Origin of the sequence: Egbenema bharatensis FJBBOT/2019, from assembly GCF_048077055.1 — a bacterium.
GTDB lineage: Bacteria > Cyanobacteriota > Cyanobacteriia > Elainellales > Elainellaceae > Egbenema > Egbenema bharatensis.
The window spans coordinates 7,012,012-7,031,580 of the sequence record NZ_CP182236.1 but is presented as its reverse complement, the minus strand read 5'-3'; the positions used below and the strand labels follow the sequence as shown (position 1 = coordinate 7,031,580).

16 protein-coding genes, 1 tRNA gene and 1 pseudogene are annotated in these 19,569 nt (G+C 51.4%); 4 read left to right on the top strand and 14 right to left on the bottom strand.

Annotated features, from left to right (window positions below; genetic code table 11):
* Positions 1 to 198: 198 nt before the first annotated feature.
* Positions 199 to 435, bottom strand: a complete 237-nt coding sequence (locus ACM1PF_RS32740) for a hypothetical protein (RefSeq protein WP_416670616.1) — start codon at positions 433 to 435, stop codon at positions 199 to 201.
* Positions 436 to 1,293: 858 nt separating this feature from the next.
* Between ACM1PF_RS32740 and ACM1PF_RS32735 the strand changes: the two genes are divergently transcribed.
* On the top strand, positions 1,294 to 4,104 hold the full coding sequence (locus ACM1PF_RS32735; RefSeq protein WP_416670615.1) for a galactose oxidase-like domain-containing protein: 2,811 nt from the start codon (positions 1,294 to 1,296) through the stop codon (positions 4,102 to 4,104).
* A 76-nt stretch (positions 4,105 to 4,180) separates the two neighbouring features.
* The gene (locus ACM1PF_RS32730; RefSeq protein WP_416670613.1) at positions 4,181 to 6,298 is read left to right on the top strand and encodes a caspase family protein; all 2,118 of its coding nucleotides are present in this window, start codon (positions 4,181 to 4,183) and stop codon (positions 6,296 to 6,298) included.
* A gap of 256 nt (positions 6,299 to 6,554) precedes the next feature.
* Here ACM1PF_RS32730 and ACM1PF_RS32725 read toward each other — a convergent pair whose 3' ends face one another.
* The 3 genes from ACM1PF_RS32725 to ACM1PF_RS32715 form a co-directional block, all read right to left on the bottom strand.
* The gene (locus ACM1PF_RS32725; RefSeq protein WP_416670612.1) at positions 6,555 to 7,016 is read right to left on the bottom strand and encodes an EVE domain-containing protein; all 462 of its coding nucleotides are present in this window, start codon (positions 7,014 to 7,016) and stop codon (positions 6,555 to 6,557) included.
* A 79-nt stretch (positions 7,017 to 7,095) separates the two neighbouring features.
* Positions 7,096 to 8,724 carry a hemolysin family protein gene (locus tag ACM1PF_RS32720; protein ID WP_416670610.1) on the bottom strand — a complete coding sequence of 543 codons (1,629 nt, stop codon included), beginning with the start codon at positions 8,722 to 8,724 and terminating at the stop codon, positions 7,096 to 7,098.
* Between the two features lie 37 nt (positions 8,725 to 8,761).
* Positions 8,762 to 9,031, bottom strand: coding sequence for a hypothetical protein (locus ACM1PF_RS32715; protein WP_416670609.1), 270 nt, complete (start codon positions 9,029 to 9,031; stop codon positions 8,762 to 8,764).
* A 57-nt stretch (positions 9,032 to 9,088) separates the two neighbouring features.
* On the opposite strand from ACM1PF_RS32715, the gene ACM1PF_RS32710 reads away from it, so the two are divergent.
* Together ACM1PF_RS32710 and ACM1PF_RS32705 are read left to right on the top strand one after the other, a co-directional pair.
* Positions 9,089 to 9,161: transfer RNA gene (locus tag ACM1PF_RS32710), tRNA-Ile, on the top strand.
* Between the two features lie 541 nt (positions 9,162 to 9,702).
* Positions 9,703 to 10,197 (top strand): FHA domain-containing protein, encoded by a 495-nt coding sequence (locus ACM1PF_RS32705; protein ID WP_416670608.1) that lies wholly within the window; start codon positions 9,703 to 9,705, stop codon positions 10,195 to 10,197.
* Positions 10,198 to 10,218: 21 nt separating this feature from the next.
* On the opposite strand, the gene ACM1PF_RS32700 is transcribed toward ACM1PF_RS32705, so the two are convergent.
* From ACM1PF_RS32700 to ACM1PF_RS32655, 10 genes and pseudogenes are all read right to left on the bottom strand, one after another.
* Entirely contained in the window at positions 10,219 to 11,127 is a 909-nt protein-coding gene (locus tag ACM1PF_RS32700) for an AAA family ATPase (protein WP_416670607.1), read from the bottom strand.
* A gap of 325 nt (positions 11,128 to 11,452) precedes the next feature.
* Positions 11,453 to 12,691, bottom strand: coding sequence for a DUF2235 domain-containing protein (locus tag ACM1PF_RS32695; RefSeq protein ID WP_416670606.1), 1,239 nt, complete (start codon positions 12,689 to 12,691; stop codon positions 11,453 to 11,455).
* 199 nt (positions 12,692 to 12,890) lie between these two features.
* Positions 12,891 to 13,832 carry a bifunctional riboflavin kinase/FAD synthetase gene (locus ACM1PF_RS32690; protein ID WP_416670605.1) on the bottom strand — a complete coding sequence of 314 codons (942 nt, stop codon included), beginning with the start codon at positions 13,830 to 13,832 and terminating at the stop codon, positions 12,891 to 12,893.
* A gap of 40 nt (positions 13,833 to 13,872) precedes the next feature.
* Positions 13,873 to 14,745 carry an MBL fold metallo-hydrolase gene (locus tag ACM1PF_RS32685; protein WP_416670604.1) on the bottom strand — a complete coding sequence of 291 codons (873 nt, stop codon included), beginning with the start codon at positions 14,743 to 14,745 and terminating at the stop codon, positions 13,873 to 13,875.
* Positions 14,746 to 15,146: 401 nt separating this feature from the next.
* Entirely contained in the window at positions 15,147 to 15,500 is a 354-nt protein-coding gene (locus ACM1PF_RS32680; RefSeq protein WP_416670603.1) for a hypothetical protein, read from the bottom strand.
* 4 nt (positions 15,501 to 15,504) lie between these two features.
* On the bottom strand, positions 15,505 to 15,831 hold the full coding sequence (locus tag ACM1PF_RS32675) for a hypothetical protein (protein ID WP_416670602.1): 327 nt from the start codon (positions 15,829 to 15,831) through the stop codon (positions 15,505 to 15,507).
* A gap of 157 nt (positions 15,832 to 15,988) precedes the next feature.
* Positions 15,989 to 17,205 (bottom strand): annotated as a pseudogene (locus tag ACM1PF_RS32670) (class I SAM-dependent methyltransferase).
* The gene (locus ACM1PF_RS32665; RefSeq protein WP_416670601.1) at positions 17,202 to 17,885 is read right to left on the bottom strand and encodes a hypothetical protein; all 684 of its coding nucleotides are present in this window, start codon (positions 17,883 to 17,885) and stop codon (positions 17,202 to 17,204) included. Before ACM1PF_RS32665 ends, ACM1PF_RS32670 begins: the two are co-directional and overlap by 4 nt.
* A 36-nt stretch (positions 17,886 to 17,921) precedes the next feature.
* Complete coding sequence (locus ACM1PF_RS32660) at positions 17,922 to 18,905, bottom strand: M28 family peptidase (RefSeq protein WP_416670600.1); 984 nt, start codon at positions 18,903 to 18,905, stop codon at positions 17,922 to 17,924.
* Positions 18,906 to 19,457 (bottom strand): FKBP-type peptidyl-prolyl cis-trans isomerase, encoded by a 552-nt coding sequence (locus tag ACM1PF_RS32655; RefSeq protein ID WP_416670599.1) that lies wholly within the window; start codon positions 19,455 to 19,457, stop codon positions 18,906 to 18,908. It abuts the gene before it with no gap.
* Positions 19,458 to 19,569: the final 112 nt, after the last annotated feature.

Genomic DNA, 19,569 nt, shown 5'->3' with positions numbered 1-19,569 from the left:
CATCCGCAGCCCAAACCCCGGTAACTCTGGATCGCCACTGACCAATTTCAGGATTGTCTAAAATCTCGGTGACTGGGCGGGCAAGATGCCCACCCCACAAGAGGTTTTGTTGGGTTCAGTTGGTTGATTGGGCGGGCAAGATGCCCACCCCACAAGAGATAGGGCACTGAGGACAATGATCGATCGCCCCTACAGGGGTTACTGCATGAGGCGATACTCCGTGCTGATGGACATGAATACCGTCGGATCAGGCGTTGGCAGTAGAGGACTCCAGCTTTCGATGCGGCGGAAGTTTTTGAGATAGAGATCGTGAATCGTGGCGCGAACCACTTCTTTCGAGCCAAAGATAATAATGCGAACCCGCTCTCGTCCTGCACTCGGATCAGAATCGTCTCCAAAGGCAGGATGATCGAACAGGTTAAAGTCACCTGTCATGGGAATACTCCTTGAATGGTTAAGGGATTAGCTTTGCAGAAGAAATCCAAAAACCTGGTTGTCCCCCAACGTTCAACCATCGCAAACTCAGGGATAGGAGGTCGTTCAACAAAAGCGTTAAACTAATCCAAGCCCGACGGACAGCTACGGTCGTCTGTGGGGTTAGAGGTATGCTGTAGTCGCTATCTACTTCATACCTCGCCAGGTTTTTGGAACCAGGCTACTGCGATACGCACCATGTAGCCATAAATTAAGACATTACCAGATCGATCGCCGCAGTCAAGTGTTCTGTTGTACAAATTTACTGGGAAAGAAATCAAACGTTAGCGGTCAAACCAATCCTCAATTCGAGCCAGTCTAGATTGCTGTATCAATCTTCGTAGTGGCGATCGTTGCATTCAAAAGTCGCATCTAAAAATGAAATCGTAGACTGTAGCATTGTTAACTTGATTGTGCGATCGATTGATGATATGTTCATCAGCAACATCTATTTCTGAGATTGCTTAAACCTGAGAAATAGCTAAAAGTTTCATTAAGTCATTTCTTTTCTATTTGCTTTCTTTTAACGTTCTTTTAACGCTTGACGGATTGGGAGTATGTCACGTTTGCAAGTCTGACCCTCATCCCCCAACCCTTTCTCCCTGTGGGAGCAGGGGAGCCGGATCAAAGTCCCTCGCCCTTTAGGAGAGGGATTTAGGGTGAGGGCGACAAAAGTGACATGCTTCCAACGGATTCTGATTATTTCGATTTATTTCTGTTCCTTAAACTTATTTCTGTTTTACTTTTGTTTCTTATTCTTCTTATTTCTTAAAAGTCGGGTATTCACCCGCAAAGCTGGCATACTTACAGGGGGCTTTTGTGGCCATCAATCGTCGAGAATTTTTGATTCTAGGGGCGGGTTTTGGATTTACTACCTTCGGCTTCAGCCCCTCCGCCCAGGCTGAGAACGGCTCTTCGTTAGCCGAATTTTCAACCCTGATTGCTCAAGCTCCGCCCATCGTGCCCGTATTTGGGCGGCATAGCGGATTCATGGTGCAGAGTGATTATGGTGACTTTAGCAACAACTTTGAAGTTGTCTTTCCCAGTCGGGTATCGGGTTTAGCTCAGGTCTATCGAGACAATGCCCAGAGCCAGTTTCCCTGGTTCGGCCCCTTACCCCCTGAGTACGCCTTCACCTGTAGCCCCCAGGGTCAAACCAGCAAAAACTTGCACGGCAGCTTTTTTGGCAGTGGGGATGCCTCCGATGTCGGGTTAATTCAGAGCAACTTCAAAGACTTTGGCTCAAAAAATGGGCACCTGGAATTGATCGTTCGGCATGGCGATCGCCTGGCCCTCTACTGGCGCGCCAGCAACGTACCGCTACTGTGGACTGGCCCCCTGTACATTCCATCCAGTGAGCCGCACCGGGGCAATCCGGCAATGGTGCAGAGTACCTTTGGCACCCTCGGTAATTTTGAGGTGGTGGTTCCCCACGGGCAAAGCGGGCTGATCCACTACGTGCGCTTCAACGACAACCCCGATGTACCCTGGTCAGGGGCAAATCGATTTGCTGAAGAATTGGGGCAGGTTGATGCAGTAGCACTATTGCAAAGCGACTACCTTGACGCTGGCGAAACCGATGGACACTTAGAGGTAATTGCTCGATCTGGAACAAAACTCTTTTCGCTCTGGCGATCGTCCCAGCCTCCTTACAAGTGGACGCTACTGCCCCAGTCCATTACTGACGGGCTGGCAGTGCCCCTGGCGGTGACAGGCGTACCAGGATTCATCCAAACCAGCGATCGAGACTTTCATTTGGTCGTGCCACTCCAGAATGGGGGCATGGCCCATCTGCGGCGGCAAAACAACCTGGATGCTTCATGGGTATTAGAAAGCCAGTTTGGCGGCAGTTTCGGTGCAGTCAGTGCTGTATCCCTGCTGCAAAACAAATCCAGCACCACTGGGCTAGACCTGTTAGCGCGAGTCGCCAAACCTGAAAGCCGCTTTGAACACTTCTATGCCAGCACCGAAGATTTAACCTGGAACCCCGGCAGCCACTTTGAAGAACAGCCTAAAACAAATATGGCGACTGAAGGCGAGTGGCAGGTGCCCTATTCCCTGGAGTTTGGCACCGTAGGCGTTCACGCTGCCCTGCTACACACTGGCAATGTGCTGTTTCTTGGCTACGAAGACATTGTTGAAAATGAGAACAGTACCGTTAGCATTCTCAACCCCACTACGGGTAAGCAGGTCAACGTTCTACCCAATCCTCAACGCAATAAGTTTTGCTGTGGCCACGCCTTTTTATCCGACGGACGACTCGTCCTGGCCTCAGGAAACGTAGGGGAAACCAGTGCCAAGTCACTACATACCTTTACCCCCAACGGTGATAGTGGCACCTGGACAGATTTTGGGGCAATGAGCGGTGGCATCCGCTGGTATCCAACCTGCACCACCTTGCCCGATGGTCGCGTTCTGATCCTGGCAGGTACGGCTCAGGTCTTCACTACCATTCACCAAACCACCTGCTCTCAAGACTTTGCCTCACCGGGTGTGCCTCGCCAGGTCAACAAGTCCTACGAAATTTTTGACGGGGCGACGAAGGCTCCATCGATCCCTGTCCCTGAACTATTTGATGACTGCGAAGAAAGCCTCGGTTTGTATGGGTTGTATCCCTTTGTATACGTGCTGCCCGACGGACGACTCTTGATCCACGGCAACACCCGCACCTATTTTTTAGATATCAACACCAATACCGTTGATCTTCTACCAGCCAGAACCCAGCTCAAAACCTCTCGTACCTACCCGTCAGAGGGATCTACCGTCCTATTGCCCCTGCGACCCGAAGAAAACTACCAGGCTAAGGTGATGATTTTGGGGGGTGGTGTAGCCTGCTCCTTTGTACCCTCTCAAAACCCCAACTGTGGACAGGGACAGCCGATCGACCCCATCAGTGGCAACCCGGTTCAAACGAACTGCCAGGGAGACTTTCGGGATGACTGGCCCAGCACCGACCAGTGTGAAATCCTCAACATCAGTGCCCTGGATCAGGGGTGGAAAGTCGTTGCTGCCATGAATCATCCTCGCGTTCTACCGGATGCCGTTTTGTTGCCCGATGGCACTGTATTTGTCTGTGGTGGTAGCAGTACTGGCACCGCTGATGCTGCCCGGATGCCTGTGATGCAGGCAGAACTCTACAACCCCAGCACCAATCAGTGGAAAAAGCTGGCTTCGATGCACGTCCCCCGGCTTTACCACGCAGCAGCCATTCTGTTGCCGAGTGGTGAGGTGATGACTTCCGGCACTGACAAGTTTTACAACGTGCCACCCTTCGATCACGCCGAAAATCGGGTAGAGGTGTTTAAGCCCCCCTATTTGTTTAAAGGGCCAAGACCCAAAATTGTATCGGTCACGAACCAGGTCGGTTATGGCGAAATCTTCAGTGTGTTCACCTCTGATACGGCTGCCTTTGACTATGCCTGCTTCATCGCTCCTGGTGCGGCAACCCACTCATTGAATATGCAGCAACGCTGGGTTGGGTTGAAGACCGTCAACAGTACCCTCGACGATGAACTGCTCCTAGAAGCTCCTCCAAATAGCAACATTGCCCCACCCGGTTACTATATGTTGTTTTTGATGAGCAAAAATGGTGTCCCCTCTGAGGCAAAGTTCATTAAGCTCAACCTGTAATCAATGGCACCAGTCAGCAAGCTACCCTGTTACCCGTTGCTTAGAATGATGAGATTTCACTCATCCCTATCCCACCATGTCTGTCCCCACTCCCGATCTCTATGCCCTCTTAATCGCCATCGACGCTTACTTGCCCAACCGTCTCCCCGATGGCAGTTCCTACCGCAACTTAGGCGGCTGTGTGCGAGACATTACCCATGTTGAAACCTTTCTGCAAACCATGCGGAATGTTCCAGCCGATCGCATTCTCAAGCTTACGGCTTCTGTGAATCCCAACGACATCACCCAGCCCTTAGAATCTCCAGAGCATTTACCCACTCGCCAAAACATCATTGCTCAATTCAGAAAATTGGGAGAAATGGCTCCGGCAGGTGCACAGGTTTACATTCACTTCTCCGGTCATGGAGGACGGGCAAAAACTATCTTTCCTGAAATCAAAGGGGAGACTGCGATCGATGAAGGACTGGTTCCCACCGACATTGGCACCTCCCAATATATCCGTGATTTAGAACTGGCGCAGTTACTCAAAGAATTAGCCGATCGCGGCTTGACGGTGACGCTGGTGCTGGATTGCTGTCACTCTGGTGGCGCAACGCGAGGAGATGTGGAAATTCGGGGGAGTGGGGCGATCGATGATAAACCGCTCTCATCCACCCAAGAACTGGTTGCCTCCCTGGCGACATTAGCAACCCTATGGCAAGATTCCACCCAGCAAGGAACACGGGCCCTCAAAGCCAGCGGACTCCCCGAATCAGAAAACTATGTGGTTCTGGCGGCCTGCCGTCCGAATGAGTTTGCCTATGAGTATGCCTTTAACCGGGAAACCAAAGAGCGCAACGGAGCCCTCACCTACTGGCTGTTGGATACCCTGCGACAACAGCATCCAGGACAAACCTACAAAGACTTATACGATCGCATCAACGCCAAAATCCACAGCCAATTTCCCCAGCAAACCCCCATGCTGATGGGTGAGGGCAATCGCAGTGCATGGGGTAATACCCTGGCAGAAGTCCGGTATGCCGTCCCGGTGATTCGCGTTGAAGCCGATGCTACTGGAGCCACACAAGCGATATTAGCCGTCGGACAGTCGGCAGGAGTCAGTAAGGGGGCTGAGTTTGCCATTTATCCCCGTGGTGCGGATCTGAGCAACCCAGTCGAGCGAGTGGCGATCGCCCAGATTGTGCAACGGGGAGCCGCCCAGTCAGTCTGCCACCTGAAACCGATCCAGGGACAACCGCTTCAGGTGGAGCAAGGGGATCAAGCGGTGCTGATCTCTCCCTCCATCAACCTGATTCGCAAAGTCTGGCTTGATGCGGTGCCCCCCGATCAGCTTCCTGATCAGGTCTATGCCTCACAATCTGAAGCCCTCAACGCCCTGGTCACCGCCCTTCAAGGCAATCGCTGGATTGAAGTTGCTACAGAACAAGATAGCGACGATGATCCGATCGCCTATCAAGTCCGGCTGAATGCCCAGGGAGAATACATCATCTGCGATCGAACGGGTGCGCCTTTTGCCAATGTCACCCCTGCTGTCCATTGGCAGGATTTCGATGCAGCCGCGATCGTCGTCAAACGGCTCGTCCATTTAGCGAAATACCACGCTGCCCTGGAACTGGATAACACCGACAAAACCGCTGCTCTGGCAGGAAAAGTGACGATCGAATGGTTGGGCACTTCGGATACCTACGAAGCCGGTGATCCGATTCCACCCAAATCGCGGCTGACTCCCTTCGCCGATCCCAGCCAGCCCACCGTCCGGGAAGGCGAATACATTTTTCTGTCCCTGAGTAACACTGCAACCCAAGCCCTGAACCTGACCGTTCTGAACTTTGGTTCTGATTGGTCAGTGGAACAGATTCATCCATCTCGTCCCGGAGAACTATTTGTAACTTTAGATCCCGGTCAAAAGGAGACGATTCCCCTCAGTCCCACCGTGGAAGGGAGCAGCGATACCGTTGAAAACACTACAAAAGTTTTTGCCACCCTGAATCCAGCAAACTTCCGCTGGTTAGAATTGCCCTCCCTGGATGAACAACTCCCAGCTAAATCCTTCACTACCCGCAGCGGCAGTCCTCTGGAGGCATTACTGAGTGCGATCGATGCCGAACAACCTGCAACCCGCAAACTCACTGTCGCGGCTTCTCCCAGCCAGGAATGGACAACCCGCCAGATTTTACTCACGATTACGAGATGATTGATGAAATGAACCAGAAAACATACGCCGGTATAACAGATCGGAGGAGGAACTATGACTACTAAGACACCAATGCAGGATATGGTTGTAATCATTCCTGGAATCACGGGAAGCGTACTGCAAAAAGATGGCAACGCATCTCCTCCCGAACTACCACGTATACTCGACACTTGCTGGTGATATCGTTGTCTTTCGCATTTGTTCAGTCTGACTGTTTCCCCCAGCCGGACAGAAACGATCGCCCAGCTCCGTTACTTCATTCCTGAGCCTGGCCCATCGCCAAAAGTTTTTCAGCCACCCCATCAGCGACGGGCATCACTGACAGACGATTGCCCCGCTTGACCACCCAAAGTTCCTCCGGGCTAAAAGTCGCCTTCAGCACATCCAGCGCGATCGGTGTTGCAAACTCCTGAACAAATTTCACCTTAACCGTTTGCCAGCGGGGATTTTCCGGCGGGGATTTTGGGTCGTAATACTTGCTTTTAGCATCAAACTGAGTTGGGTCATCAATATTCGCCTGGCTGACCTCCATCAGACCTGCAATGCCAGGGGGATGGGTGTTGGAATGATAAAAAAACGCTCGATCGCCCGGTTGCATCTCGCGCAGGAAATTACGAGCCTGATAGTTGCGCACCCCATCCCAAATCGTTTCTTGATCCGTTGCCAGATCAGTAATGCTGTAAACGGCAGGCTCAGATTTCATTAACCAGTAGGACATAGTGGGACGAGAAAGGATAGGGATTCAAGAAATTGGCAAAATCAGAATGATTGTAGCGGGTTGCTGACCCAACGGCCCATTAACCCTGACGAAAATGATTCGATGAGTTAGGGGGATCAGAATCAAAATCCAGGGTAAAACCGAGGGAGTCGGTATCCCCGTTGGGATAAGACGTGGGCGGTGGCGACGGGGGATCCGCTAAGGGATCTCTGGGTTCTGCATCAAAATCTGGATCAAAATTCTCCCCAGCCTCAGCCCCCGATCGATCGCCCTCATCCTGAATCTCCATCAAATCCACATCATCCTCAGAGAACCGATCGTCCCCTGGGGGTTCCAGACGACGAATTTGGATGCGATCGAGCCTGGGGCCATCGGCAGACTCAATGGTCATTTCGTAGGCTCCGTACAGTAGGACTTCCCCAACGGTTGGAATTTTTTGCATTTCATAGATAATAAATCCGCCCAGGGTTTGATAATCCTCCGCCAACGGTAGCCCCAGATCAAGCAGTTCGTTGACCTCCTCCAGATCGGTCTGGGCCTGCACCAGAAACGTTTGCTCATCCAAAATTTGCAGGGTGGGTTCTTCGTCATCATCCTCTGGTTCGCGGGTTTCTCCAATAATTTCCGCCACCAAATCTTGCAACGTGACCAATCCCGCCGTCCCCCCGTATTCATCAACAACGACGACCATCGCCTGCCCCGATCGCCGCATCAGGCGCAGCAATTCATCCAGAGGAATGGTCTCAGAGACAAATTGAGCCGGACGGATCCAGTCCAGAATCGAGCTATTCAGGGTGAGTTCCCCTTGAACAAACGGTTCCGCCAGGGCCTTGAAGTGGAGAATCCCCTGCATATCGTCCAGAGATTCCCCCATCACGGGATAGCGAGAATGCCCTGACTCCATCACTTCATGCAGCACATCTGTAAAGGTGGCATCTTTGGGAATCGCCACAATGCTGATCCGGGGAACCATGACTTCACCCGCTGTCACCTCCGCAAACTCAAATACATTCGTCAGTAATTCTCGCTTTTCTTCCTCCAGTCCCGGAGACTCCGTTGAAGTACTGATAATCAGCTGCAACTCTTCAGGCGTGACTCGACTAAACCAGCCCTGTCCCGTGTAGGGAACCCTCACCAGTCGTAACAGCCAGCGTGTAGACTGATTCAACACCCAGATAAATGGATTAAATAACCGGGCGATCGCCATGCTTGGTGCGCCCAACAGCCGGGCCAACTGCTCAGAATACATCAGGGCAACGGATTTGGGAAACAATTCTCCCAGGACAATTTGAAAGTAGGCAATCAGCAAAAAAGCGACTGGAACCGCGATGGAATGGGCCATAAACCCGCGAGTGGCTTCCGGCAGGGGCCAATTTGTAAACCAAGTTGCTAACAGCACCGCCATCGTCCCTTCGCCAATCCAGCCCAGAGCCAGACTAGACAGGGTAATGCCCAGTTGAGTCGTAGACAGGAGGCGATCGAGACCCCGCTGGAGATCTTGAACGGTTTTGGCCTGAATATCACCCGCCGAAACCAACTGATTAATCCGCGATCGACGAACTGAGACGATCGAAAATTCAGCCGCTACAAAGAAAGCATTAATCGCGATCAGGACAAAAACAGCCAGCAAACGCAAAGAAATATCTGACCCCGACAGGGAAGACAGAGAACTGGCTGCTGCCAATACACCAAGGGCGAGGGGAATCATTTACAAGTGCAAAGGGAAATAATTGGCAAACCAGAAACTACTGGGGTGGGTTTTCATCCGAGGGAATTCCTTGAACTTGAGCTTTCACATTAGCCAGAATATCGTCCTCATTGAAAAAGACTAATTCCTCACGCCGACCCGTCGGCCCCTGAGTACCCTCAGCACTGATGGGTCGAGTGTTCGGTTGAGTCACTCCCTTCAATGACTCTCGCCCCAGCCGATACCCCCACATCGCGCTGGTAATGCCTGCCCCCAGCATCAGGGACAATAAAATTAACGTTAAAGCAACTGCCGGATTTACTTTCATAGCTGCACATCCATACTGTCTCAGGATACAATGAGTGCCTAGTATATAGAAATCTTTCCAGGGTTGGCCGAGCGGTTTAGGCAGCGAACTCATAATTCGCCTCAGGCAGGTTCAACTCCTGCACCCTGGACTTTGCCTCCCCTAGTTGGGATTTCGCCATTTGGATTTCGCCATCTGGATTTCACCATCTCAATTTCACCATCTCAATTTCACCATCTCAATTTCACCATCTCAATTTCACCAATTTAAACGGATCCAATCTGACTCAGGTTGAGCCGCTGCTACCAGGCTGGCTAACTATCATATCGAGTCTTGTCTGGTTCTGGCAGGATTTGGGATTGGTAAAATTTGAGTTGATTCAAATTCAGAATAGGGAACTATAGTTTCAGCACCGTGTTCATCTGTGACTTCAAGAAAATTAATATTAAAACGATGGCTTGAAGAAGTTTGGCGACTAGGCTAGAACAGGAAAAAGCAGAAATTGTCCTGCTCTAGGTTCTCTGTCTTTGTTTAAACTCCCTTGATCCAAACCTTATCCAAAAGGAGCAATTCGAGGCTAGGATAAAAAATCAAAGCCGTTAAATTAAGACTCTTTTCACAATCCGGACTTTTTCAATCATTCTTTACAAATCTAGTAAGTAGCGTCATTATTAGTGTCCACTCTCCACCCGATGACTTCAGCACCGCATCAAAGCCATTTACTGATCATTGAGGATGACAAGGGAAGGCGGGAATACACCCTGGATAGTCCCGTTTACTCGATCGGCAGAGATCCTAAATGTGATATCCGCCTGGTTTCCCAGTTCGTTTCTCGTCGCCATGCCACGCTGGTGCAGCTACCGAATGAAGATGGCAGTTTCTACTACCGAATTGTCGATGGCAACCTGAAGGGCAAAGCCAGTGCAAATGGTCTTTTGATTAACGGTCGCAAGCTGCAAGCTCACGATTTGCAAGATCAGGACAAGGTAATATTTGGTCCGCAGGTGCAGGCGATTTACTACTTACTGCGGCGGGATGCGATTACCACCGTCCCCCCCGATGAGTACGACATCACGCTGATTAGCCCTAACATGGCTGAAGACCCCGAAGATGAAGACGAAGAGGGCGGGAATGGAGACAATGGTGGATCATCCTTTTCTCGACCGACTCGACCTGCTCCAGGCTAGGGCGCACAATCATGATCTGGGTCAGGGAACTGCGATCGACTGAAGTGCTTGTTCAACCAGGAATTTGGCTTGCCGTCCGCTGGCAGGAATAATTCGGTGGGACAGGGTAAAGGGGGCGAGGTATTTCACGTCATCGGGAATCACGTAGTCTCGATCGTTTAACAGAGCGAAGGCTTGGACGGCTCGATGGAGAGCGACAGAACCTCTGGGACTGACTCCCAGGACGATCTCTTCGTTTTGGCGGGTCGATCGCACCAGATCCAGAATGTACTGTTGTAGGGGAGCTTCGACGCGAATTTGACGACAGCGTTGGCGCAAAGCTTCTACCTCAGCCAGGGAAATACAGGGCTGAAGATCCTCCGCTTGCAGATTTTGCTGAAGTCGTTGCAGCATTTGGAGTTCTTCTGTTTCCGTCGGATAACCCAGGCTAAAGGACAGGGCAAACCGATCCATCTGAGCTTCCGGTAGGGGAAAAGTACCCTGGTATTCCACCGGGTTCTGGGTGGCAATGACAAAAAATGGGTTAGGAACCGATCGGGTTTTGCCGTCTAGCGTCACCTGATGTTCTTCCATCACTTCCAGCAAAGCCGATTGGGTGCGAGGAGTAGCGCGGTTAATTTCATCAGCTAACAATACATTGGCAAACACCGGGCCGGGTAAGAATTCAAACTCGCCGGTTTTGGGATTCCAGATATTTGTACCAGTGACATCCGCAGGCAGCAAGTCGGGCGTACACTGAATCCGCTGAAATTGTCCCTCGATCGATCGCGCCAGGGACTTGGCCAGCAGAGTCTTTCCCACGCCAGGCACATCTTCCAGCAGGGCATGACCGCCAGAAAATAGCGCGACCAGCACCAGGCGAATCGCATCTTGTTTACCGACGATCGTGCGTCCGAGGTTGTGGACGAGGGTTGCAATGCTGTCACTCATAGTTCGGGAAAAAAAGGTTTAGGAAAAAAGGTAGACGGTGGGAAGAATCCCCCCTGGACTGTTCTACCTTAAGAATTCCCTGAACGGTAGGTTAGCACGCATTTTTCGGCAAGTTGACGGTAGGGCTTGTGGATCAAACAACCTGCAACCATTTTGCCTGTTTGACTGGGCGGGCAAGATGCCCACCCCACAAGAATTACAGATCCCCTGTAATCATTCTGCCTGTTTGACTGGGCGGGCAAGATGCCCACCCCACAAGAATTACAGATAATTCAATTTGCATTTTTAGGGGTGATTCGCAAATTGCCCCTACGGTTACTGTGCCCTATTGGTTTGTTCGATCGGTTGCCATGTCGGCCAGGTTATCAACCACCTCTTGCGTCTTTCCAGCAACGTCCTGAACCGTCTCTTGCGCTTTTTCAACCACTTCTTGAGCGGCTTGAGCGGCTCTCTTCAGGTACTCTTCAATGGCATCTTTAAACTTTTTCAAATTTTCGGGTCTATAGGGTGGTTTAAGTGATGCATAATTCCACCGCTTCATCACGCTTTCATGCAGGCGTTGTTCCAGGATGGCAGCAGGGTTCTCGTTCGATTGAGCAATGGGGCGATCGTGTAGTCCTCCCATCCTAAACAGCAGACCCACTTTAGTTGTAAACTCAATGGCGTGATTGGGGTGAATCCCATACCGTTTGGCTGGATCGGTTGCAGTCAGGTCACATTCCACCAGGTTGGGATCTAGCTCTAGACCCAGTCCCATAGCCTGCATTTCTTTAATCATCCATTCCAGGGCCGCATCCGATAGTCCCTGGACATCCTTTGTGCCCCCCCCTACGCAGCCATGATCGCCTGGGAACCAGACCTGCCGCAGTTTTTGCCCGTCGTTAATATTGTTTTGGCTTTGCTCCATAGGTGTCACATCGAACACTTTGCGCCGCTCGTCGATCGCCACGGCATGAAGCGCGTGATCGATAATATTGCTGAGTTGATAGTCGTGAAACTGATATTTCTTGTTAACTTGTTTGCTCAACAGCGGAATGGTTTGGGGAACGCCGAGGGAACCGACTGTGTCCCAGCAGCCCAGCAACGTAATGCGAACAGCCCGGATTCTGGAGCTAACCTGCTGCATTTCCTGAGCTTTCCGCTTCATGTCTTGTTTATTGTCTTTATGTACCTGGCTACGATAAATGTCGTACACCCTGGGAGTTTGACGAACTTCATTTCGGGGCAGCAATCCACCCGCACAACGAATTAATCCAGCCAGGCTTCGCACCGTGTAGGCTCCCCGGCTAAATCCGAATAGATAAATTTCGTCTCCCCGATCGTAGTTCAAACATAGAAAGCGATAGGCATCTTGAATATTTTCATCAATTCCCCAACCGAAGGCTCCACCGCCCACACGATTCAGTAGCTCTCCGCCAGAGCCAATTCCCTGTCCATAAAACACAATTTGGGGAATGGCTGTCCCTTCGGTTTTAACCGCCTGCGCCATTTTCACCACGTTGGTGGGATACTCTTTGCTTAAATCTTGCCAGGTGCCATCGCAGCAAACCACAAGACGTTTCATAGCATTTTCCTCTAAGTGCATTCATGGATATCTGAGAGTAACTTCACAATAAAGTGCCCCCTTTCCTGAGTACCCAATTTGAACGCTTTCTTAATTGCCCATTTACATTTCGATAACGATCAGCCAACCGTAGCGCAGGCATCTTGCCTGCATGGGTCAGCAACCGAGACAACATGACCCTATGGTTTTTCTCTATCTTTCACAAAATAGAACGACCGTTAGTTGAAAGCGGTGTCACCGTGAGCCGCGATCGAGCCACATCACAATCCCGTTGAATCTGAGCCTTGAGATCGTCTAACGAGGCAAACTTCTGTTCAGCCCGCAGAAAGCCTTCCAGATTGACCATCAATGTCTCACCATAGAGATTCTCTGACCAGTCCAGTAAATGGACTTCAACGGAGAGTTTGGCACCATCCACCGTGGGACGATTGCCCAGATTCATCACGCCGGGTAACGGTCGTTGTGCTGAATCCAGTCGATACACCCACACACTGTAAACCCCCTGGCGGGGCAAAAACTTTTCTGGGGGAAGCTGAAGGTTGGCCGTGGGAAAGCCGATCGTCCGTCCTAGCTGTTGTCCCTGAATCACCTGGCCGATCAGGCTATAGGGTCTACCCAGGAGTTGGTTGGCTCGTTCCAGGTTGCCTTCACTCAGGGCATGGCGAATCGCAGAACTGCTGATACGTTCTCCCTGACAGGTGTGAAGGGGGGCAATCTGAACTGGAATGCCATGCGTTGCTGCGATCGATTGCAAGTCTGCCGTGGTACCCGATCGCTGCCGCCCAAAGCAAAAATCCTGCCCTACACTAATTTGCTGGGCCTGAAGTTGCTGCACCAAAATTTCTGCCACAAAGGCTTCCGGAGTGAGATCTGCCAATTCTCGGTTAAAGGGTAGCAGAACGAGCTGCTGTACGCCCAGTTCGGCCAGGTGACGAGATTTTTCAGCGATCGGCGTTAGAAGATCCCGACGTTGTCCAGTAAAAAATTCCTGAGGGTGGGGATGAAACGTCACCACTGTGGCGTAGGTTGTCCCCAAAATGGGCTGAATGACCTGTCGATGCCCCCGGTGAATGCCATCAAAATTACCCAGGGCAACGAAGGTTGGAGCTTTAACTTGATCAAGAGAATCTACAATCCACACGCTTTACATTCTGACACAGAACGGTCATGAGCCAGTATAACTAGGAAACGACCGCAGTTTTGGCCAGCAAATCAATTTCCAACCCCTCCCAGGCCACAATGCTGCCGGGAAACTGTCGGGCGGTGTTTTCCTTGATTTGATCCATGAAATTATCGTCATGCAGCGGGTCATGATGAAAAATCACAAGCTGCTTTACGTTAGCCGCCTTCGCAATCTTGACTGCTTCCTGCCAGGTAGAATGGCCCCAGCCCACCTTACTCGATCGCTCCGAGTAATACTCTTCATTGGTGTAGGTGGCATCGTAGATCATTACATCAGCATTGCGGGCCAGCCACAGCACATTTTCATCCAGATAATCCGGGAAATGCTCTGTATCGGTAATATAAGCTGCTGCATGTCCTTCCCAGTTCACCCGGTAGCCGATCGCCTCGCCAGGATGGTTCAGTAAGGCACTCTCCACCCGCACATCGTCTCCCACCATCACAGTTTCTCCCGCTTCGATGTCCTTAAATTCCAGATCGGCTCCCATAATCTGGAGGGGGACGGGGAAGTTAGGGTGGAGCATCTGATCATTCAGCCGCTGCTCAATGGTGGAACCATTTGGGGCGATCGCACCGTAGATCGTGAACTGATTGCCAGGGACAAAGGCAGGCACAAAGAAGGGGAAACCCTGAATGTGATCCCAGTGGGAGTGGGTAAAAAACATATGGGCAGTCACAGGCATTTCAGCCAGCAGCGTTTGCCCTAAAACTCTTAAACCTGTTCCTCCATCAAAAATGAGGCGATGATTACCAACGCGCATTTCCACGCAAGACGTATTGCCGCCATAACGCACCGTACTCTGCCCCGGACAGGCAATGCTGCCCCTCACTCCCCAAAACCGAATCGTGAATTTCTCTTTGATGATAGGCATGAGCGTCTCTCGTCGGACTCCATCTCGCTCAACTGAGTGCTTTCCCAGATGTTGACTATTTCCTAATACTAGATTAAATATCGCTGATCCAAGCCTACGGTAACGCTTTGAACGATAACCATTTGCTCCGGAGCCAGGGAGAAACCCCGTTTAAACATCCATTTTTAGTTTGCCCAAACTGAGGGATAAACTCCCCAATTTAAAGCCATGATGGCAAGGCAGGAAGACCGTCAGGACAATGGGAGGTAGCTGCAACCCATAATGAATCAGCTAATCATAAATAGGCTTGTCAATACTGAGCTTGTGCTAATCGGTGAATCTACCGCTATTGCAGCAGTGCATCCAGTTTAGACCGCTTCCTGGACGTTCTGCCAACAGCAAATGTAAGGCAGTTGTAAAGTTTAAGATTCCTCGCAATCATGATGACGATCGATCGGGGAAGGGGGAGATTGATCCGCCCTGCAAGTGTTATCCCTGCCATCATCCCGTTCGACGGTGTGATTGACCTTCGCATCGCCACGACCATCGACCCTAACATTAACACCAGGATTCATCGAATCAGAAGCATCGAGCAGTTGATACCTTTGAGCTTCCCGCATTTCCAACCGGGCTAATGTGGTTGCAGCATCGGCAAGCTGCATGGCTAAATTGGCACGGCACCTGGGGTTCTGTTCTTTCCACAGATCTTTTTCCAGAACATGAACACGATAGCGGAATGCCTTAATGGAATGGGATGGAATGACCTTGCTCAACATAAACCTACAACCTCTTTTCCCTGGCAGCGTGAACATTTAGCAGAATCTGCTCTGGTTCCAAATAAACGAACGTCAGTAATATCACTTCATCGGATAAGTCAATTTTCACTTCATAGGAAACGTCCTTTGGCTCAACCCGCTCATGGTGCAATGTCACAACATAATGACCTAACGGTAGGTCATCGAATCCTGCATCGGCATAGATCAGGTCAACGGTTTCTGCTGCCAGGATTTCTCCATTTTGTTGCAGGCGAGCCACAAAGGGAATGCCAGCGATCGAGGTCAGAGCCACATTATCCTGATCCCGCACCAGGACAAAAATATCGGACATTCTTCAGTCTCTAGAGGTTATAGGGGGAGGTTTTACCCCTTCACAATCTATCAGTTTAGGGGAATGCGAAAAAATAACCTGCCCAGGAGGGAGGGTAAATAGTGCGCCCTGACAGCAGATTTCTTCCCAGATTGGGTGCTCTTTTGTTGGCGATTTCTTACATTCCTGGCATTGCCAATCCCTGTAACGATCGCGCCTGCGGTTTCCCTAATCCTTTCCCCTGAATCAATACACCAAAATTACCCAGTCCCATGGGATTAATCAGGGCGTGCAGGCTTTCGCGGCGACGCAGGATCTCCTGCACGGGAACATCCGGATCGGGAGTGGATAAATGGGCAATCCGATCGCCCAATCCCAGCGCCATCAGAAATAGTCCCTGCTGGGTGAATCCCAGTGGTTCCAGACCTATCAATTCACCATACCGCTCCAAGGCTGTGAAATTGACGTGGGCGGTGATGTCCTGCCGCCGATCGCCCGATAGGGATCAGAATGGTGGGCGTGTTGGTAGTAGCACTGGAGCGTGCCCTGGCTGCGGGGTGGACTGTAGTAACGATGGGCAGGATAGCCATAGTCGATCGTCAGTAAATAGCCCCGGTGCAGGCGATCGGCGACGGTTTCCAGCCAGTCCAAGGCCGCCAGATTCACCTCCGTTCGATACCCCTCTGGATAGCGATCGGACAGCAGGTCAATTTCCAGGGTTTCAAAGTATTGAGCCAGTTGAGAGGTGGAAGGGGGAGCCAGAATTTCGATGAAGGAATCAGGAGAACCGGAATCAGCTTGTGCCTGCACTGTGACATAAACTTCCTGCAACTGACCCGCCTCAACCACGACCTGATGCACTGGAAAGGCATCGACTAGCTCATTAGAAAAACAGCAGCCGACGATCGACTGAGCCGGAATTTCTTCCCAGGTTCGCCAGTGCAGGTGGTGCCAATTTTGGGTGAGTCCCCGGAGGCGTTTCTGCTGTTCAGCAATCAGGGCAGTGGATTTTTCTACCACAATATATTCCAGAGTCTCAAAGCACTCGAAGTGATGCCGATGCAGGTAGCGCAGGATATCCTGAACCAGCAAACCCTGTCCGGCTCCCATTTCTACCAGCGTGAACGGCTGGGGGCGATCGAGCTGTTCCCACATCTGGGCAAATTGCCTGGCCAATAGTTCACCAAAATCTGCACCTAAATGAGGCGAGGTAAAAAAATCATCCTGAATCCCGCCAAGGGCTTGTTTCGTCGAGTAATAGCCATGCTGGGAGTGGTAGAGCGCCAGGTCCATGAAGGTGGCAAAGGAAATCCGATGGTGGGGCTGCTCCAGGATGTGTTGGATAATAATCTGGCAAAGCTCAGGGTTACTGTCGGCCAGGGTGATAGAAGTCATGGTTGGGAAGAGTAAGTTCCTTTGCTGTAGGCCCAACTGAGTCCCTCTGGATCGCGCAGGCGTGACCACTCGGCAAAGTCAGTCAGGCGTTTCTTGTGCCGGAGGATGGTGGGCGTGGTGTTCAACCGTTGGGCTAGTTGGCGAGTTGAGAGCCGCGATCGGGCATTTTCATCGGCTGGTTCGACGGGTTCGAGTAAAGATAGATAGGCATCCCAGAAGACAAAAATACTGACGAAAATAATGAATAGTACTGCTTCAGGACGCTTGAGCAACTCAGGTGCTTCAGAGTCAGCTTGAATGGGCTCCAGGGCTTCATCCGCTGTGGTAAAGGGGTCAAAGAATCCAGTTGGCGTTTGCCGATCGCCCAGTGAGTCAGGATGTTCCTGGGGAGTTAACGTGATTACCTTTTGCCAGACGGACTCCCGTTGCCCTTGCTGTCGCCCATAGATGATCAGTTGTGAAACATGCTCTAGCTCCAGCGCCATGATGCTATCGCAGGCAAATTCAACGGATTCCTCTTGGTCTGGCAGGGTTTTGGCTTCAAACAAAATATGCAGGCTGCTTTCCTGTTGCTGCACTCGAGTATGCAGTTGGTGGGGGCGCGTGATGCAATTCATCAAGGTGGCGATCGCCCGTGGATCACCCTGTCGAGCAAGGGTCAAAACGGTCTGGGCAGACATGATGTTATCTCTAGGTACGCTGTTTGAAAACGCTGTCTAAAACGGAGTTAGCAGGGTTGTCGCAGCATTCACAACCCGCTGGGCTGCACCCACAAAAAACGCCTGATCGATCGTCTCCACCGTATCATCAGGTTGATGATAGTAGGGATTACGAAAGTTCGCCGTATCGGTGACTAAAACGGCTCCAATCCCCCTACGCCAAAAGGGAACGTGATCACTCCGCATCATGTCGGGGGTCAGCTGCCCGAAGGTGGGAACCGCAAGGGTTAGAACGGGGGGAAGATCCGCTGGTTCAGAGGGGTTAAAGCTGTCAATCAAGGCTGGATTACCCCGATCGCCAATCACTGCCAGGAAATTACCGCGATCGGTGGGCGGCGTAATCGGCAGTGGTGGATAGGTTTGACACCCTGCTTCCTGACAGGCATACCCCAGCATATCCATCACAATGACTCCCTGGAGGTCATCCTGAGCGACTTCCTCAGCAAAAGCAGTGCTGCCTTCTAGCCCCGTTTCCTCCAGGTCAAATAAGGCCAGTTGCAGGGTGCGGGGAGTCGGCTGTTGGCTGAATAACCGGGCTGCTTCCAAAACGGTTGCCACCGCTGTAGCGTTATCATCGGCTCCCGGCGATCGTTCTACCGTATCGTAGTGGGCTGCCAGCAAAATTGTCCCAGCGGTTGGGTCAGTTCCCATCCGTTCAGCGTACAGGTTAATGCCGTGCTCAAATGCTTGAGTTTGTACAGTCCAACCAGCCATTTCCAGAGATTGCCGCAATTCCTGGCGGGCCCGACTGCGATCGGCTTCTGTAAACCGTTCAAAGGAAAAAGTAGCTAAATCAGCCATGAGCCGTTCTGCATTCACAGTAGGAGCGATCGGCGTGGACTGAGCAGCCTGCTGAGGAGATACAGGGGGTTGATCACTGAATACTAAGCTGGGCGATCGGTCTTGATGTAAGCTCCACCCAACCAGGGTAAGCATCACGACCATTCCCAGCAACGCTGACCAGACCCACTGTTTTCTCATTTACCCGCCAATCCGTAGCAGTTCCACATCAAAAATCAAGGTGGCGTTGGGTGGAATTACTCCCCCTGCTCCCCGGGCTCCGTATCCTAGATTGGGTGGAATAATCAACTTGCGCTGCCCACCCACTTTCATGGTGCTGATGCCCTCATCCCAGCCGCGAATTACCTGACCGGCTCCTAAACGGAATGAGAACGGACGGTTGCGATCGAGGGAACTGTCGAATTTTGTACCATCTTCCAGGGTTCCAGTGTAGTGAACGAAGACGGTTTGTCCTGACTGAGGGGTTGCCCCTTCGCCTTCCACGACATCGATATATTGCAACCCGGATTCGGTTGTAACAACGTTTTGGTTATCTTCGGTTTGATTATCAAGCATGAGATCAGACGCGCCCGTGTCAGATTGAGCAATTTGAACTGAGGATGGTGGATTAGGGGCAGTTGGATTGGGCAGTCGAGCGGCGATCGCTTCATCTTTTTGCCCGACCACCTGAGCCACTACCAGAAACACAATGCAAACCACCATTACGCCAAAGCTGATGAGAATATCCCGCAAGGTCTCTCCTCCAAAACTTGCAATCCACTCCTCAGTTTACCGCTACAAGTTACCGCTACGAATGCCGCGATGGGACGGTGTGACTGAGGCGACTATTGGCAATTACTGCTGT

Excerpts from the sequence above, each read along its gene's own strand:
- ACM1PF_RS32740 (WP_416670616.1), bottom strand. The coding sequence starts at position 435 with ATGACAGGTGACTTTAACCTGTTCGATCATCCTGCCTTTGGAGACGAT.
- ACM1PF_RS32730 (WP_416670613.1), top strand. The coding sequence starts at position 4,181 with ATGTCTGTCCCCACTCCCGATCTCTATGCCCTCTTAATCGCCATCGAC.
- ACM1PF_RS32725 (WP_416670612.1), bottom strand. The coding sequence starts at position 7,016 with ATGTCCTACTGGTTAATGAAATCTGAGCCTGCCGTTTACAGCATTACT.
- ACM1PF_RS32720 (WP_416670610.1), bottom strand. The coding sequence starts at position 8,724 with ATGATTCCCCTCGCCCTTGGTGTATTGGCAGCAGCCAGTTCTCTGTCT.
- ACM1PF_RS32715 (WP_416670609.1), bottom strand. The coding sequence starts at position 9,031 with ATGAAAGTAAATCCGGCAGTTGCTTTAACGTTAATTTTATTGTCCCTG.
- ACM1PF_RS32705 (WP_416670608.1), top strand. The coding sequence starts at position 9,703 with ATGACTTCAGCACCGCATCAAAGCCATTTACTGATCATTGAGGATGAC.
- ACM1PF_RS32700 (WP_416670607.1), bottom strand. The coding sequence starts at position 11,127 with ATGAGTGACAGCATTGCAACCCTCGTCCACAACCTCGGACGCACGATC.
- ACM1PF_RS32695 (WP_416670606.1), bottom strand. The coding sequence starts at position 12,691 with ATGAAACGTCTTGTGGTTTGCTGCGATGGCACCTGGCAAGATTTAAGC.
- ACM1PF_RS32685 (WP_416670604.1), bottom strand. The coding sequence starts at position 14,745 with ATGCCTATCATCAAAGAGAAATTCACGATTCGGTTTTGGGGAGTGAGG.
- ACM1PF_RS32680 (WP_416670603.1), bottom strand. The coding sequence starts at position 15,500 with ATGTTGAGCAAGGTCATTCCATCCCATTCCATTAAGGCATTCCGCTAT.
- ACM1PF_RS32675 (WP_416670602.1), bottom strand. The coding sequence starts at position 15,831 with ATGTCCGATATTTTTGTCCTGGTGCGGGATCAGGATAATGTGGCTCTG.
- ACM1PF_RS32665 (WP_416670601.1), bottom strand. The coding sequence starts at position 17,885 with ATGTCTGCCCAGACCGTTTTGACCCTTGCTCGACAGGGTGATCCACGG.
- ACM1PF_RS32660 (WP_416670600.1), bottom strand. The coding sequence starts at position 18,905 with ATGAGAAAACAGTGGGTCTGGTCAGCGTTGCTGGGAATGGTCGTGATG.